Source organism: Providencia sp. PROV080 (genome assembly GCF_033688105.1).
In the GTDB taxonomy this organism is placed as follows: Bacteria; Pseudomonadota; Gammaproteobacteria; order Enterobacterales; family Enterobacteriaceae; genus Providencia; species Providencia zhejiangensis.
In genome coordinates, this window is record NZ_CP096346.1 from 3,114,739 (window position 1) to 3,129,449 (window position 14,711).

The following is a 14,711-nucleotide window of genomic DNA, read 5'->3' on the forward strand; positions in this document are numbered from 1 at the left end:
AACACCACGCATTAATAGGTACGTACTTTCGGCGGGAAGGCTTCACGCAACTTAGGTTGCATGTTGACTTCTCGGCGGGTCATCGTTTCAGATTGCGGTAAATACAATGAGTGACATAGCCAGTTAGCATCGTCACGATCTGGGTAGTCGAAACGGCTATGTGCACCGCGGCTTTCTGTACGGAAGTTCGCTGCCTGCGCTGTTGCATAAGCCGTTTCCATCAAGTTATCCAGCTCTAAACATTCAATACGCTGTGTATTAAACTCGGTAGAGGTGTCGTCAAGACGAGCATTTTGCAGACGTTCACGAATCACTTTCAGCTCTTCCAAACCTTTCGCCATTGCATCACCTTCACGGAATACCGAGAAGTTGTGTTGCATGCAGGTTTGCAGTGCTTTACGGATTTCAACAGGATCTTCACCTGTACGCGCATTTTCCCAACGGTTAAAGCGAGTCATGGCAGCATCAATATCCGATTCAGATGCATCACGCATTGAACCTTGCTCCATCAGAGACTCTTTCAAGTGGAGACCCGCTGAACGACCAAATACCACTAAGTCAAGCAGTGAGTTACCACCGAGGCGGTTTGCACCATGTACAGATACACAAGCAATTTCACCCACAGCAAATAGACCTGGAATAACCTCGTCTTCGCCTTTTTCGTTATAACGAATTGCTTGACCTGTTACTTTAGTTGGGATCCCCCCCATCATGTAGTGACATGTTGGAATAACTGGGATTGGCTCTTTAATTGGGTCAACGTGAGCAAAGGTACGAGATAATTCAAGGATACCCGGTAGACGTGATTCCAGAACTTCTTTACCTAAGTGATCTAATTTCAGCTTAGCATGCGGACCCCATGGACCATCACAACCACGGCCTTCACGGATCTCAATCATAATTGAACGAGCAACAACGTCACGACCAGCAAGGTCTTTCGCGTTAGGCGCATAACGTTCCATGAAACGTTCGCCATCTTTGTTCAATAGATATCCACCTTCACCACGGCAACCTTCCGTTACAAGTACACCTGCACCAGCAATACCTGTAGGATGGAACTGCCACATTTCCATATCTTGTAATGGAACACCAGCACGGGCAGCCATACCAACACCATCACCTGTATTGATGTGCGCGTTAGTGGTTGATTGATAAATACGACCTGCTCCACCTGTCGCTAAAATAGTCGCTTTAGCTTTGAAGTAAACCAGTTCGCCTGTTTCCATACAAATTGCAGTACAACCAACGACATCACCATCCTGATTTTTAACTAAATCAAGGGCATACCATTCAGAGAAAATGGTTGTGTGATTTTTTAGGTTTTGTTGATACAAGGTATGTAACAGTGCGTGGCCAGTACGGTCAGCAGCGGCGGCAGTACGCGCTGCCTGTTCACCACCAAAGTTCTTCGATTGGCCACCAAATGGACGCTGGTAGATTCGCCCGTCATCAAGACGAGAGAATGGCAGCCCCATATGTTCTAATTCGAGGATCGCCTCTGGACCCGTTTTACACATATACTCGATTGCGTCTTGGTCACCGATATAGTCAGACCCTTTAACAGTATCGTACATGTGCCACTCCCAGTTATCTGGATGAGTGTTACCTAGTGCAACTGTGATCCCACCTTGCGCTGACACCGTATGAGAACGGGTTGGGAAAACTTTTGACAACAAAGCACAAGATAGGCCAAGTTGTGAAATTTGTAGTGCAGCACGCATACCAGCGCCACCAGCACCAATAACAATAGCGTCAAATTCTCTTATTGGCAGATTCATTTATGCACCCCACACCACAATTGTTCCGTAAATTAAGTAAGCCAGCAGAGCAACAACAATCACAAGTTGCAGCACTAAACGTAATGCTAGTGGCTTAACATAGTCAGTCAGTACTTGCCATAAACCAATCCAGGCATGTACTAAAATCGAGAACAATGTGAGGACTGTGAATACTTTTGTCACAGAAGAGGCAAAGAAACCACGCCATGTTTCATAGGTGATGTCATTAATGGCAATAAAGCCAACGAGATACAACACGTAGAGTACGATAACAATCGCAGAACCACGGATTAACAGCCAGTCCTGAATACCAGTACGGCCTAAAGCTGAAGCATTACTTACCATACTAATATCCCCGCCAGAATTGCCAGAATGACCGTAATAACAAACGTAATTTTTGCAGATGAATTGCCTGCAACAAGCGTTTCATCAATACAGCCGAAATCCATTAACATGTGACGAATACCCCCACAAATGTGGTACGCCAATGCCGTAAGAATTCCCCAAAGAATGAACTTAGCAAAAAAGCCAGTCATTATTTCGGATGCATATTGAAAACCTTCTGGAGAGGAGAGAGATGTCCCTAACAACCAAAGCAGAATACCTACTGCGATGAAAGTGATGACGCCAGAGACACGGTGCAAGATCGAAGAGATCGCAGTGATCGGGAAGTGTATCGTCTGCAGATCAAGGTTGACAGGTCTTTGTTTTTTCACAATTTTGCCCACACAGCTCTTTATTATTTTCCTTCCTCCGGACCTGGGGCGGAAACTGACAGCGACAGGGGTACAAAATGCAACTTAAGCTAAACGCTAATCCATCATGTTCAAATAGAGTTGCATACTGATTACGCTGGAACTCCTACATCAGGGTAATCCGGAGACCTGCCGTCAGTATAAAGTCTTCACATTGCTATTACAATTCCCACACAAAATGTTTGGTGACATTTAGCCCGAACAGTGAGAGGGATCACGATTTAAACATTTTATATAAATGTGCTTATCTTATTTGACAATGATTCAACATTTATCTTACATATATGGCTGGTAGAATTATTTGAACGTCGCCAGTATCTCAACCGGCGTAAAAAAACAAAAGTTATGAAATTCGTTTCCCTTACTAAAAATAATGATATTGTAGGGAAAACAACAAAAAGAACATAACATCTACACACTCGTAAACAACCTAAAAAAACATTGTCGTCGGTCGTACGGTTTCAGAATTTAATGTGATAGCTAGCTGATTTCCACAACACACCGGTAGAACAATGCGCAAAGACACAGTATAACGCTGGGTTCTGGTTGTTGGGTGTTGATTATCAAGCGCTAAGGAGACCGTAAATGGCTGATAACAAAGCTAAGCTAACGACTGAGAGTGCAAGTACAATTGAACTAGACATTCTATCCCCAACTCTCGGTCAAGACGTTATCGATGTCCGAACTTTAGGTTCAAAAGGGTATTACACTTACGACCCTGGATTTACTTCTACTGCTTCATGTGAATCAAAAATCACGTATATCGACGGTGATAAAGGTATTCTGCTACACCGCGGTTTTCCAATTGACCAATTGGCAACCGAAGCCTCTTACCTTGAAGTCTGCTATATCCTGCTCTACGGCGAAGCACCTACTCAAGAACAATATGAAACATTCAAAAACACGGTCACTCGCCATACCATGATCCATGAGCAGATCACTCGCATGCTGACGGGTTTCCGTCGTGACTCACACCCTATGGCTGTTTTATGCGGCGTTACGGGTGCATTAGCCGCTTTCTACCATGATGCTCTGGATGTTAATAATCCGCGCCATCGTGAAATCACGGCTTATCGCCTGCTGTCTAAAATGCCTACCGTTGCGGCGATGTGCTACAAGTATTCAATCGGCCAACCTTTTGTTTATCCACGTAATGACCTGTCGTATGCAGGTAATTTCTTGTACATGATGTTCTCAACACCTTGTGAAGATTATGTGGTTAACCCAGTGCTTGAGCGCGCGATGGATCGTATTTTAATCCTGCACGCTGATCACGAACAAAATGCCTCTACCTCAACGGTACGTACTGCGGGTTCTTCCGGCGCTAACCCATTCGCTTGTATCGCTGCGGGTATTGCCTCTCTATGGGGACCAGCTCATGGTGGTGCTAACGAAGCTTGCTTGCGTATGTTGGAAGAAATTCAAACTGTTGAGCACATTCCTGCCTTTATCGAACGTGCGAAAGACAAAAATGATTCTTTCCGCTTGATGGGCTTTGGTCACCGTGTGTACAAAAACCACGACCCACGTGCAACCGTGATGCGTGAGACCTGCCATGAAGTTCTTAATGAGCTAGGCCTCAATGACAGCTTGCTTGAAGTGGCCATGGAACTGGAACGTATCGCACTGAACGACCCGTATTTCATTGAGAAAAAACTGTACCCAAATGTTGACTTCTATTCAGGTATCATCTTGAAAGCAATGGGTATTCCTTCATCTATGTTCACTGTTATCTTTGCAATTGCCCGTACTATCGGATGGATTGCCCATTGGAACGAAATGCATGATGACGGACTGAAAATCGCGCGCCCTCGTCAGCTATACACGGGTTATGGCAAACGTGATTTTAATTCGAACCTAAAGGCTAAATAATTCAAAGGGCAGCTAAGCGATCATTGAATACACAACGATACACAGGCACTAGCATGTGAATTCGTGTAAACAGATAAAATCGCCAATGCAGCCACTTGAAATATAAAGAATTAGTCAAAAGTAATATTCTAACTAAATAACAAGATACAACCCTACATACCAAAGCCCCATTTTCGGGGCTTTTCTATTTTTTATCCGCAAGGTGCTGATATTCTTTTGGGGTAACACCACTCATTTTTCGAAAGAAACTAATGAAAGCACTATCACTACTCAATCCCAGCTCTTGAGTAATAAAAGAGTAAGTTTTCCCTTGCGCTAATAGCTCAACCGCCTTGATAAAACGCCATTGTTGCCTCCATGCCTGATAACTCATTCCTGTTTCGTGTAAAAATAGACGAGTAATGGTTTTTTCACTCGCGCCTATTGTTTTAGCCAGTTCCATCAAGGGCGGAGGAAGTTGTTCCATGTTTAAATTTTTCATACGACGATCTTGCGGTATCGCTAGTAGCATTGGCTCTTTGCTAGCATGTTGTAATTCATCAATAAACACGGGTAATAAATTAGCAAGCCTTCCCTGCTGCCAATTGCTATCAAATGGAGCCACTGCGATACGCTCAAGTAATTCCCTTAATAATGCGGTTACCGTTAAAATCATCACCTCATCACCTACTTGATGAGCAATTTGTTGGTTCAAATACACTGAACGATAGCCAACCGAAGCCCTCATTTGTGCTCGATGGACAATATTTGCGGGGATCCACGCCACTCGTCCTGGCGGTAATAACGATAAACGATTTTCTAATGAAATAAGAATACAACCTTGCTGAGTGAACAGTAATTGCCCCATGTTGTGAGAATGAAATCCCGAATCATGCCGACCCATTTCTGCTGCAATACCCAAGATAGGCGCCTGATACCAATGGGTTTCAAATTTATCATGCTGATTAAGCCAAGCCATAACATGTCCTATTTTTGATATTTATTGTCTTTATTATTGTAATAAGACAGCGAAAATACAATTAAACTGCCCGCCATTAGTGACAACTATAGGATTATTAACATGAAACATCCTCTTTCATTATGGCTGGCTGTGGCCTTAATGATGTTTCCACAAATCGTAGAGACCATTTACAGCCCCGCATTGACCAGTATTGCCATTGCATTTCAGGTTAATGCCGAACAAGCTTCACAAACGCTTTCATTCTATTTCTTTGCGTTTGCATTAGGCGTGATATTTTGGGGAAGAATGTGTGACACATTAGGTCGCCGTCCAACAATACTTGCGGGACTTTTGTTATATGGCATAGCTTCCATATGTGCTTTATTTATATCACATTTTTATTTATTACTCTTTTTACGTATGGTCTCTGCTTTTGGTGCGGCAGTAGGCTCAATTGGTACACAAACGGCCATGCGCGACAGCTACCAAGGCCATGAATTAGCAAAAGTCTTTTCAATTATGGGGATCGCACTTGCTATCAGTCCTGCGCTTGGCATGTTAGCTGGCGCTATTTTGGTCAGTGGCGGTGGCTACCAAGCCGTTTTTATGGGTTTAGCCGTTTTAGCAATAGGGTTATTGTTATGGTCTTGTTATCGCCTACCAGAGACGCGACCTGAAAATGTGATACGCCACCCATTTTTAAGCACGTTATTGGCCATGATTCAGGATAAAGAAATTATCAGAAATGTGATATTAATAGCATTTTTCAACATTAATTTATTCAGTTATTATCAGTTAGCGCCATTCCATTTTGAACAATTGGCGCTATCGCAACAACAATTTGGTCTAACTGGCATTTTATTAGCGCTAGGCGTAGGCATAGGTTCCATCGTAAATCGTCATTTACTGGCTAAAAATTGGACAGCAGAAAAGTTAGTGAAGCTATCAAGCTTTATTTCACTGCTTAGCAGCTGCTTAGTTTTTATACTTATGCATTCCGTTTGGTTTGTTTTGCCCGTTATTGGGGTCGTAATTGGTTATGGTATTGCCATCCCAAACATTCTTGCTCATGCACTTAATCGTTATTCGAGCAATAAAGGGACTGCTGGCGCAATATTAGGGCTGTTTTACTATGTTGGACTTGCGATAGGTTTACTGATTGCGGGTTGGAGTCAACATTTAGGCGCTACTTTAATCATTTCTAGCATCATACTTGGCGTATCATCATTACGTTATCGAACCCATTAATCTAATCATGTGCAGCACATACTGTCTTGTGCTGCACTTCTTTTATTTTTTATTCTAAAAACCGTTTAAGCTGGATTATCGATATCCACAAACACAGCATCTAACCCATGATTATCGACCAACCATTGGGTGAGTGCTTTAATTCCGTAACGTTCCGTGGCATGGTGCCCTGCCGAATAAAAATGGATCCCCATCTCTCTTGCAATATGAATCGTTTGTTCAGAAACTTCCCCTGTCACAAACGCATCAACACCAAATTCAGCCGCCTGAAGAATAAAACCTTGCCCGCCACCAGTACACCAAGCAATTTGACGGATCTCTTGTTTACCTGTTTCTCCACAATGGAGTGTTTTACGATTAAGACGAGTTTCCAATCGTTCATTGAGCTCAGCAGGCGTAATAGGTTGATCAAAATAGCCAAAAGGCATTAGCGGGTCGATGTGCCCATCAATTTTTACCCCCATGAGGTGCGCTAGCTGAGTGTTATTACCAAGGTGGGGATGTGCATCTAAAGGTAAGTGATACCCGTATAAATTAATATCATTTTCAAGCAAAGTTTTTAAACGCTTCCTCTTCATGCCCTTGATAACCACAGGTTCATTTTTCCAAAAATAACCATGGTGAACAATGACCGCATCGGCATTCATCTCAACCGCTTTATCAAGTAGAGCTTGGCAAGCTGTCACCCCTGTCACTATCTTTTGTACATGTGAACGGCCTTCAACTTGTAAACCGTTAGGTGCATAGTCATGAAACTCGCTAACCTTCAGCTCATTATTGATAAGTTCTTCCAACGCTAAATTACGCATAATCGAGTCCTTTTACAGCATCATTTTGTCTTTACTGGATAAAAATGATTTATTCATTGGCAAAATTCAATACTGCCTAGCTTATAAGCCTATGCCATAAAAGGAAACGGCTATTTTAAACAATTCGTAGAGAGCTGATCTCTACAGAAACTAAAGATGAATCCGTCGTTTATCCTATGCTGCAATCACAAAGCGCTTGTCAATATGTTATCTAGCGCTTTTAAACACAGATAGCCTACCTCAAACACTTGCTCCCATATGACGCGAGCTTATTTCAATAAGAGGAATATTTTATGCAAACACTTTTAACGTCAATAACATTAAGTTTGCCCTGCAACCTCTAAGCAAAAGTAATGTTATTATCTTTAGGCATACCCCTCTTAAATAAGCGTAAAATCAGACTGGGTATTTTACGTCGTTTTTCCTCTAAAGATTATCTACTTTAAATTAACCATTAAAATAAAACCCTTATTACGAGTATATAAATCAACTTATCATAGATTAATTATTTTTTATTTTTAAACAAACGAACATATTAAAAACAGGCAACCTAAACGCTAAAATAAAAACAACAAAAATGTGTTAAACCCATTCTCAATGATAACCCTCTGTTATACAAAACCATTAATAAACACACCAATATAAAATATAAATCAATCTTTTGAATTTATTACCTTCATTATGATAAACAACATAAAAAAAACACAAATTATTTGTGTTTCCCCCGCATATATGTCAGCACCTTTTTATTTTATATTTATAGGGAAATTAAACGAAATTTAAATAATGTGTTATTTTTCGTTGCCATCAAAAACAATCTAAAATATTACTAATAATCCGATTCAGTCTTAATAGGTACTAATAATAATGATTAAATTACCCTTATTGGTGGTATTGTCTTTTTCTTTGGCGGGTTGTTCCTCAAGTGAGAAAATTAAAATTGGTTATCCTATTTTAATAACAGAAAGCACCAAACAAAAAATCAATGATATCATTAATAATGACGTCATACCGAACCAGACGTTGAGTTATGATGAAAAGATCAATCGTATCTCAGCTACATTTTTAGGCACGCCGTATGTTGCGAATACATTAATAGGTGGTCCAGAACAACAAGAAACCCTCGTCGCGAACTTTGAGGGTGTCGATTGTTTTACATATCTGGATTATGTCGTTGCACTTAGCCTTTCTAATAATGAAAAATCCTTTTTAAATTCATTGGTTAATACCCGTTATAAGGATTCCCAAGTCACTTATTATAAACGTAAGCATTTCTTCACAGATTGGTATGCCGTAGCACCTAAAAATGCCATTGATGTTACTGCAACAATTAGCCCAAATAGCATCACGGTAGAAAAAAATTTAAATATAAAATCAGATGGCAGTGAATACATAAAAGGATTAGGCGCTATTCCTAGAACAATCACTTATATTCCGGGTAATATGATCAACCAATCGGTGATTGATAACATAAAAACAGGTGACTATATTGGCGTATATTCACCAATAAGTGGTTTAGATGTCTCTCATACTGGCTTTGCGATTAAGAAGGATGGTCAATTATGGTATCGAAATGCCTCGTCTTTATCTAAAAATAATAAAGTCGTTGATACGCCCTTTCTTGAATATATGAGCACAAGGCCCGGTATTTTAGTTTTACGCTCGATATCTAAATAAATGCATATGAAAGTAAAGAGCCCCTTCACTTTTCACAAGTAATTTAAAACTGATAAAAACACTAAGCGCATTTTATTTTTCAACACCATCATTTCATATATTAAACGCTTTAATTAATACTGTTTGGAGGAATAATGAAATATACAATGTTACTTATATCGACATTTTACCTACTCCCTCTAACGGCAAAAGCAATTACCGTTGAAGGCAATGATGTTAAACCCATCAAAAAGATTGAATATTGTTTTGTCGATTGGGTTAATAACCCACTAAAATTACTCTCTTGTAGCTTAATTGGAGAAGTCCCACCTGATAGTGATAAATAAACCTATTCATCACTCGTCACGATACTCATTCTATCTTATGTTTGATTTATCAAAGAACATAAAAATTCATGATGAAAAATCGTCAGAAAAGGCGTGATAGAAAGAGGGAGATAACGAGTTAAAGTCATCGTTTGATTTAATCCCCTTTCCCCACAATATTTTGTCGTTATTGCGGGGACAGGGTCGCACTAATACGTATCGTTATTAACGATGCGTCTCCATTGTCATTTCAGAACGATCAAGCCAAACAGGCTTATCGCTTGTTTTTGCCCAAACTTTATGGAGATAACTATAAAACTTAGCGCGTTGTGGATAAAAAGCCATAACCGGAAATGCAAGTATGCCAGCGGTTAACGCTGCTGTGCGGCGTAAAAGCACCTGATTACGGGAATATTCGTGATATGTGGACATCGATATCCTCCTGTCAGTAGCCACATTATTTGCCGATTTTAACGTCTCTCTTTCACAACACATCATCTCATTGGAGAGTGACTAAAATCGGACAGATAGTATGAAAGGTAAATTAACTACCTTAATAATACTCTTCATTTGGTAATTTTACTACTGATCTGACCACTTAAATAAGAAAAAAATCACTAATTCACCCGTAAAAATGTAAGTTTATTACAGATATTAACAAAATAACGAACAAAAGAAACAAAATAACCACAGAAAATTAACAATGTATTGTTAACAAATCAGGCCATGACTGCTTTTGATTGCGATTTTTATACTTTTTTTACACCGCTCTCTGGTTTTTTTTCAGCTTATTTACAACGCAATTCTTATGCTGTCTCCATGGGAATAATAAGGAGAAACTACAGTGTCATTACTTTCCATCCTCGGGACAGTCTTCGTTGCTTTACTGTTGGTCTATCTAATTTATGTTCTGCTTAATGCGGAGGAATTTTAAGATGGCCGTAACTGCGCTTCTACTCATCGCCAGCTTTTTGCTGGTTCTTATTGTATTAGCAAAACCATTAGGTTTGTTTATTGCTCGTTTAATTGAAGGTGACATGCCACGTTTTGTTATGAAAACTGAAGCCGTGGTATGGCGTTGCAGTGGACTAAAACAACCAGGTCGAGAAATGACCGAAATGAATTGGTCACGTTACGCTCTGGCGATACTTCTATTTAACCTTTTAGGTTTTATCCTGCTGTTCACTCTATTGATATTTCAAGGGCATCTTCCACTTAATCCACAACAGCTGCCAGGAATGAGCTGGGATCTCGCGTTCAATACTGCGGTGAGCTTCGTGACGAATACTAACTGGCAATCGTACAGCGGCGAAAACAGTTTAAGTTACCTTAGTCAAATGGCAGGCTTAACAGTGCAAAATTTTTTATCTGCCGCGACAGGAATTGCAGTCGTCTTTGCATTAATCCGTGCTTTTGTACGCCACAATAGCAAAACGTTAGGTAATGCTTGGGTAGATATCACCCGCATTACCCTCTATTTACTCTTACCTTTAGCCATTATTTTTGCGCTATTCTTTGTAAGCCAAGGCGTCATTCAAAGTTTTTCCCCATACGCTTTAAGTGATAACTTAAATAGCTCCGCACAATTCATTCCAATGGGGCCAGTTGCATCCCAAGAAGCCATCAAACTATTGGGAACAAATGGTGGCGGTTTCTTCGGTGCTAACTCATCCCACCCTTTTGAAAACCCAACAGCACTGAGTAATTTTGTGCAAATGCTCGCGATATTCTTGATCCCAACAGCATTGTGCTTTGCTTTTGGTCGTACCGTTGGTGATAACAAGCAAGGCAACGCCCTGCTTTGGGTGATGGCCATTATCTTTGTTATTGCCGCAATGCTGGTGATCAATGCCGAATATGTTGGTAACCCTTTCTTAAATGAGTTTTCCGCGAGCAGTACCGCCAATATGGAAGGTAAAGAAAGTCGATTCGGTATTCTTGGCTCTGCATTGTATGCCGTTGTCACTACCGCTGCGTCATGCGGCGCAGTAAATGGAATGCATGATTCGTTCACCGCTTTAGGTGGCATGATCCCAATGTGGTTAATGCAGATCGGTGAAGTGGTGTTTGGTGGTGTGGGTTCAGGCCTATATGGCATGCTGTTATTTGTTTTACTTGCCGTATTTATTGCTGGCTTAATGATCGGACGTACACCTGAGTATTTAGGTAAAAAAATTGAAGTCCGTGAAATGAAATTGGTCGCTATTGCCATTTTAGTCACGCCCACTTTAGTACTTTGTGGTACGACTCTGGCGTTAATGACCGAAACAGGACGTGCTGCCATTTTAAATCCAGGTGCTCATGGGTTTAGTGAAGTGCTGTATGCCTTCTCTTCAGCAGCAAATAATAACGGTAGTGCTTTTGCTGGACTCAGTACTAATACCCCGTTTTATAACACAATATTGGCGATTGTTATGCTACTAGGACGTTTTGGTGTCATCTTACCCGTCTTGGCCATTGCAGGTTCTCTGACCATGAAAAAACCACAAATAGCCAATACGGCAAACTTACCGACTCATGGCCCTGTATTTGTCGGCCTATTGATCTTAACCGTTTTACTCATCGGTGCGCTAACTTTCGTTCCCGCTCTCGCATTGGGACCGATAGCAGAACATTTGCAAATTAAGTTAGCAGCATAATGAGGGTCATTAAAATGAACAGTAAAAAAACTCAATTATTCGATAGTGCGTTAGTTCGTCAATCAATTATTGATGCAGTTAAGAAATGTGCTCCACAGGCGCAATGGCGCAACCCTGTTATGTTTGTGGTGTATATTGGCAGCATTATCACTACCCTGCTATGGCTAGCAATGTTAGCGAATTACGCAGAAGGTAATGCTTGGTTTAGTGGCATGATTACGCTATGGCTATGGTTTACCGTTTTATTTGCTAATTTTGCTGAAGCACTTGCAGAAGGACGCAGTAAAGCTCAGGCGGCGAGTTTAAAAGGCGTTAAAAAACGCAGTAGCGCTATCCGCCTTGCTGAGGCCAATTTAGATTCAGCACAAGAAACGGTAAATTCAGATCAACTTCGCAAAGGTGACATTGTTTTGATCCGTGCGGGTGACATCATTCCTTGTGATGGTGAAGTTCTGGAGGGGGGAGCTTCCGTCGATGAAAGTGCGATCACGGGTGAATCAGCCCCTGTGATCCGTGAGTCAGGGGGGGATTTCTCTTCTGTCACCGGCGGTACTCGTGTCTTATCCGACTGGCTGATCGTGGAATGTACCGTTAACCCTGGTGAAACCTTCCTTGATCGAATGATTTCCATGGTTGAAGGCGCACAACGCCGTAAAACACCGAATGAGATAGCACTCACCATTCTATTAACTGCGCTTACTATTATCTTTTTATTGGCCTGTGCAACACTCTACCCATATACCCTGTTTTCAGCGGAATATGCTGGGGCAGGTAACGCCGTTTCCGTTCTCGTGCTTATTGCGCTATTAATCTGCCTCATTCCTACAACCATTGGAGGGTTACTTTCCTCGATTGGTGTTGCTGGCATGAGCCGTATGTTAAGTGCCAATGTCATTGCCACCAGCGGACGTGCTGTTGAAGCTGCTGGTGATGTTGATGTGTTGCTGCTCGATAAAACAGGAACTATCACGTTAGGAAATCGACAAGCGTCGGCATTTTTACCGTTAACAGGCGTAACCGAACAACAATTAGCGGATGCAGCACAACTGTCCTCTTTAGCGGATGAAACCCCTGAAGGACGCAGCATTGTCGTCCTTGCAAAACAAAAATTTAATTTGCGTGAAAGAGACATTCATTCATTAAATGCTACTTTTGTTCCCTTTTCAGCAATGACACGAATGAGTGGAGTTAATGTGGGTGACAGAATGATACGCAAAGGCTCTGCCGATGCGATACGCCGTTATGTTGAAGCCAATCACAGTAAGTTTCCACTTGAGGCGGATCAACTGGTAGAAAAAGTTGCTCACCAAGGAGGCACCCCATTAGTTGTTGTCGATAACCAAACCGTCCTAGGTATTGTCGCTTTAAAAGATATTGTTAAAGGGGGGATCAAAGAACGTTTTGCTCAGATGCGTAGCATGGGGATCAAAACCGTGATGATTACCGGCGATAACCATCTAACGGCTGCCGCTATCGCTGCTGAAGCAGGTGTTGATGATTTCTTAGCGGAAGCGACCCCAGAAACGAAATTAGCCTTGATCCGCCAATATCAAGCAGAAGGTCGGTTGGTTGCCATGACGGGTGATGGTACTAACGATGCTCCAGCTCTGGCTCAAGCCGATGTCGCTGTTGCCATGAACTCAGGAACTCAAGCGGCAAAAGAAGCGGGTAACATGGTGGACTTAGACTCTAACCCGACTAAATTAATTGAAGTCGTACACATTGGTAAACAAATGCTCATGACGCGAGGTTCGTTAACCACATTTAGTATCGCCAATGATATCGCCAAATATTTTGCCATTATTCCTGCTGCTTTTGCCGTAACTTGGCCACAGTTGAACGTATTGAATATTATGAACTTGCATTCACCTGCTTCGGCACTGTTATCGGCAGTCATTTTTAATGCGTTGATCATTGTCTTTTTGATCCCCTTAGCCTTAAAAGGGATCAACTACCGCCCTATGAGTTCGCAATCACTGCTACAACGAAATCTCAGTATTTATGGTCTTAGCGGCTTACTCGTTCCCTTTATCGGTATCAAGCTTATCGACATGATTATTAGCTTATTTGGTTTTTAAGGAATAGATTATGAACACGATTCGTTCATCAATTGTGGTATTAATTTTATTAGCGATAATAACTGGTGTGGCTTATCCTTTACTTGTTACAGGACTCGCGAATGTACTGTTTCCTTGGCAAGCGCAAGGGTCGCTCATAGAACAAAATGGGCGAGTGGTTGGATCAGCATTAATTGGTCAACACTACCAGTCCGACCGCTACTTTTTCGGCCGCCCTTCAGCAACGGCGGAGTTCCCATATAACTCATTAGCCTCTGGAGGCAGTAATCTTGCGGTAAGTAATCCAGTATTATATGAGTCATTTGAACAACGTCGTGAACAACTGAGAAAACAAAATCCAGATGCTGGGCAAGCCGTTCCCGTCGATCTACTAACCGCTTCTGCAAGTGGCTTAGATCCCAATATTTCGGTTGCGGCTGCACTTTATCAAGCGCCTCGTATTGCGAAAAAAAGAGAGATTGCGCTGAGGGAGGTTGAATCTCTCATTGCAGCACAAACTGAAAACCCCCTCCTTGCCTTTATGGGAGAACCCGTTGTGAATGTATTGCAATTGAACATCGCATTGGATGAGCTTAAACCACAAACGCATCAGCCCACTCACTGAGGTTAA

14 protein-coding genes are annotated in these 14,711 nt (G+C 41.6%); 8 read left to right on the forward strand and 6 right to left on the reverse strand.

Translation table 11 applies throughout. From position 1 onward, the window contains the following. Positions 1-11: 11 nt before the first annotated feature. From sdhA to sdhC, 3 genes are read right to left on the reverse strand one after another with little or no spacing between them, the layout of a single operon-like run. On the reverse strand, positions 12-1,778 hold the full coding sequence (sdhA, locus tag M1F03_RS13830) for a succinate dehydrogenase flavoprotein subunit (protein WP_154621924.1): 1,767 nt from the start codon (positions 1,776-1,778) through the stop codon (positions 12-14). Beyond that, positions 1,779-2,123, reverse strand: a complete 345-nt coding sequence (gene sdhD, locus M1F03_RS13835; RefSeq protein ID WP_154621923.1) for a succinate dehydrogenase membrane anchor subunit — start codon at positions 2,121-2,123, stop codon at positions 1,779-1,781. Beyond that, a complete protein-coding gene (sdhC, locus tag M1F03_RS13840; RefSeq protein ID WP_163862765.1) occupies positions 2,117-2,506 on the reverse strand; it encodes a succinate dehydrogenase cytochrome b556 subunit in 390 nt (129 codons plus the stop codon). Before sdhC ends, sdhD begins: the two co-directional genes overlap by 7 nt. Positions 2,507-3,118: 612 nt before the next feature. On the opposite strand from sdhC, the gene M1F03_RS13845 reads away from it, so the two are divergent. After that, positions 3,119-4,405 carry a citrate synthase gene (locus M1F03_RS13845; RefSeq protein ID WP_154621922.1) on the forward strand — a complete coding sequence of 429 codons (1,287 nt, stop codon included), beginning with the start codon at positions 3,119-3,121 and terminating at the stop codon, positions 4,403-4,405. 184 nt (positions 4,406-4,589) lie between these two features. Here M1F03_RS13845 and M1F03_RS13850 read toward each other — a convergent pair whose 3' ends face one another. After that, on the reverse strand, positions 4,590-5,363 hold the full coding sequence (locus tag M1F03_RS13850) for an AraC family transcriptional regulator (protein WP_154621921.1): 774 nt from the start codon (positions 5,361-5,363) through the stop codon (positions 4,590-4,592). 102 nt (positions 5,364-5,465) lie between these two features. On the opposite strand from M1F03_RS13850, the gene M1F03_RS13855 reads away from it, so the two are divergent. Beyond that, positions 5,466-6,593, forward strand: coding sequence for a multidrug effflux MFS transporter (locus M1F03_RS13855; protein ID WP_154621920.1), 1,128 nt, complete (start codon positions 5,466-5,468; stop codon positions 6,591-6,593). Between the two features lie 65 nt (positions 6,594-6,658). Here M1F03_RS13855 and M1F03_RS13860 read toward each other — a convergent pair whose 3' ends face one another. Further along, positions 6,659-7,402: a type 2 GTP cyclohydrolase I gene (locus M1F03_RS13860; protein ID WP_154621919.1), complete on the reverse strand. Its 744-nt coding sequence runs from the start codon at positions 7,400-7,402 to the stop codon at positions 6,659-6,661. An 867-nt stretch (positions 7,403-8,269) separates the two neighbouring features. Between M1F03_RS13860 and M1F03_RS13865 the strand changes: the two genes are divergently transcribed. Next, on the forward strand, positions 8,270-9,079 hold the full coding sequence (locus M1F03_RS13865) for a DUF1460 domain-containing protein (protein ID WP_196714035.1): 810 nt from the start codon (positions 8,270-8,272) through the stop codon (positions 9,077-9,079). Positions 9,080-9,213: 134 nt separating this feature from the next. After that, positions 9,214-9,405, forward strand: a complete 192-nt coding sequence (locus M1F03_RS13870; RefSeq protein ID WP_154622182.1) for a hypothetical protein — start codon at positions 9,214-9,216, stop codon at positions 9,403-9,405. 204 nt (positions 9,406-9,609) lie between these two features. Here M1F03_RS13870 and M1F03_RS13875 read toward each other — a convergent pair whose 3' ends face one another. Next, the gene (locus M1F03_RS13875) at positions 9,610-9,816 is read right to left on the reverse strand and encodes a YbfA family protein (RefSeq protein WP_154622181.1); all 207 of its coding nucleotides are present in this window, start codon (positions 9,814-9,816) and stop codon (positions 9,610-9,612) included. 412 nt (positions 9,817-10,228) lie between these two features. Between M1F03_RS13875 and M1F03_RS20055 the strand changes: the two genes are divergently transcribed. Genes M1F03_RS20055 through kdpC form a run of 4 tightly spaced genes read left to right on the forward strand, consistent with a single transcriptional unit; the run spans position 10,229 to position 14,705 of the window. Further along, complete coding sequence (locus M1F03_RS20055) at positions 10,229-10,318, forward strand: potassium-transporting ATPase subunit F (protein ID WP_163862769.1); 90 nt, start codon at positions 10,229-10,231, stop codon at positions 10,316-10,318. A gap of 1 nt (position 10,319) precedes the next feature. Beyond that, on the forward strand, positions 10,320-12,023 hold the full coding sequence (kdpA, locus tag M1F03_RS13880) for a potassium-transporting ATPase subunit KdpA (RefSeq protein WP_251464553.1): 1,704 nt from the start codon (positions 10,320-10,322) through the stop codon (positions 12,021-12,023). A gap of 14 nt (positions 12,024-12,037) precedes the next feature. Then, positions 12,038-14,101, forward strand: coding sequence for a potassium-transporting ATPase subunit KdpB (gene kdpB / locus M1F03_RS13885; protein ID WP_154622179.1), 2,064 nt, complete (start codon positions 12,038-12,040; stop codon positions 14,099-14,101). 10 nt (positions 14,102-14,111) lie between these two features. Next, complete coding sequence (gene kdpC, locus M1F03_RS13890) at positions 14,112-14,705, forward strand: potassium-transporting ATPase subunit KdpC (protein ID WP_251464555.1); 594 nt, start codon at positions 14,112-14,114, stop codon at positions 14,703-14,705. Positions 14,706-14,711 lie beyond the last annotated feature (6 nt).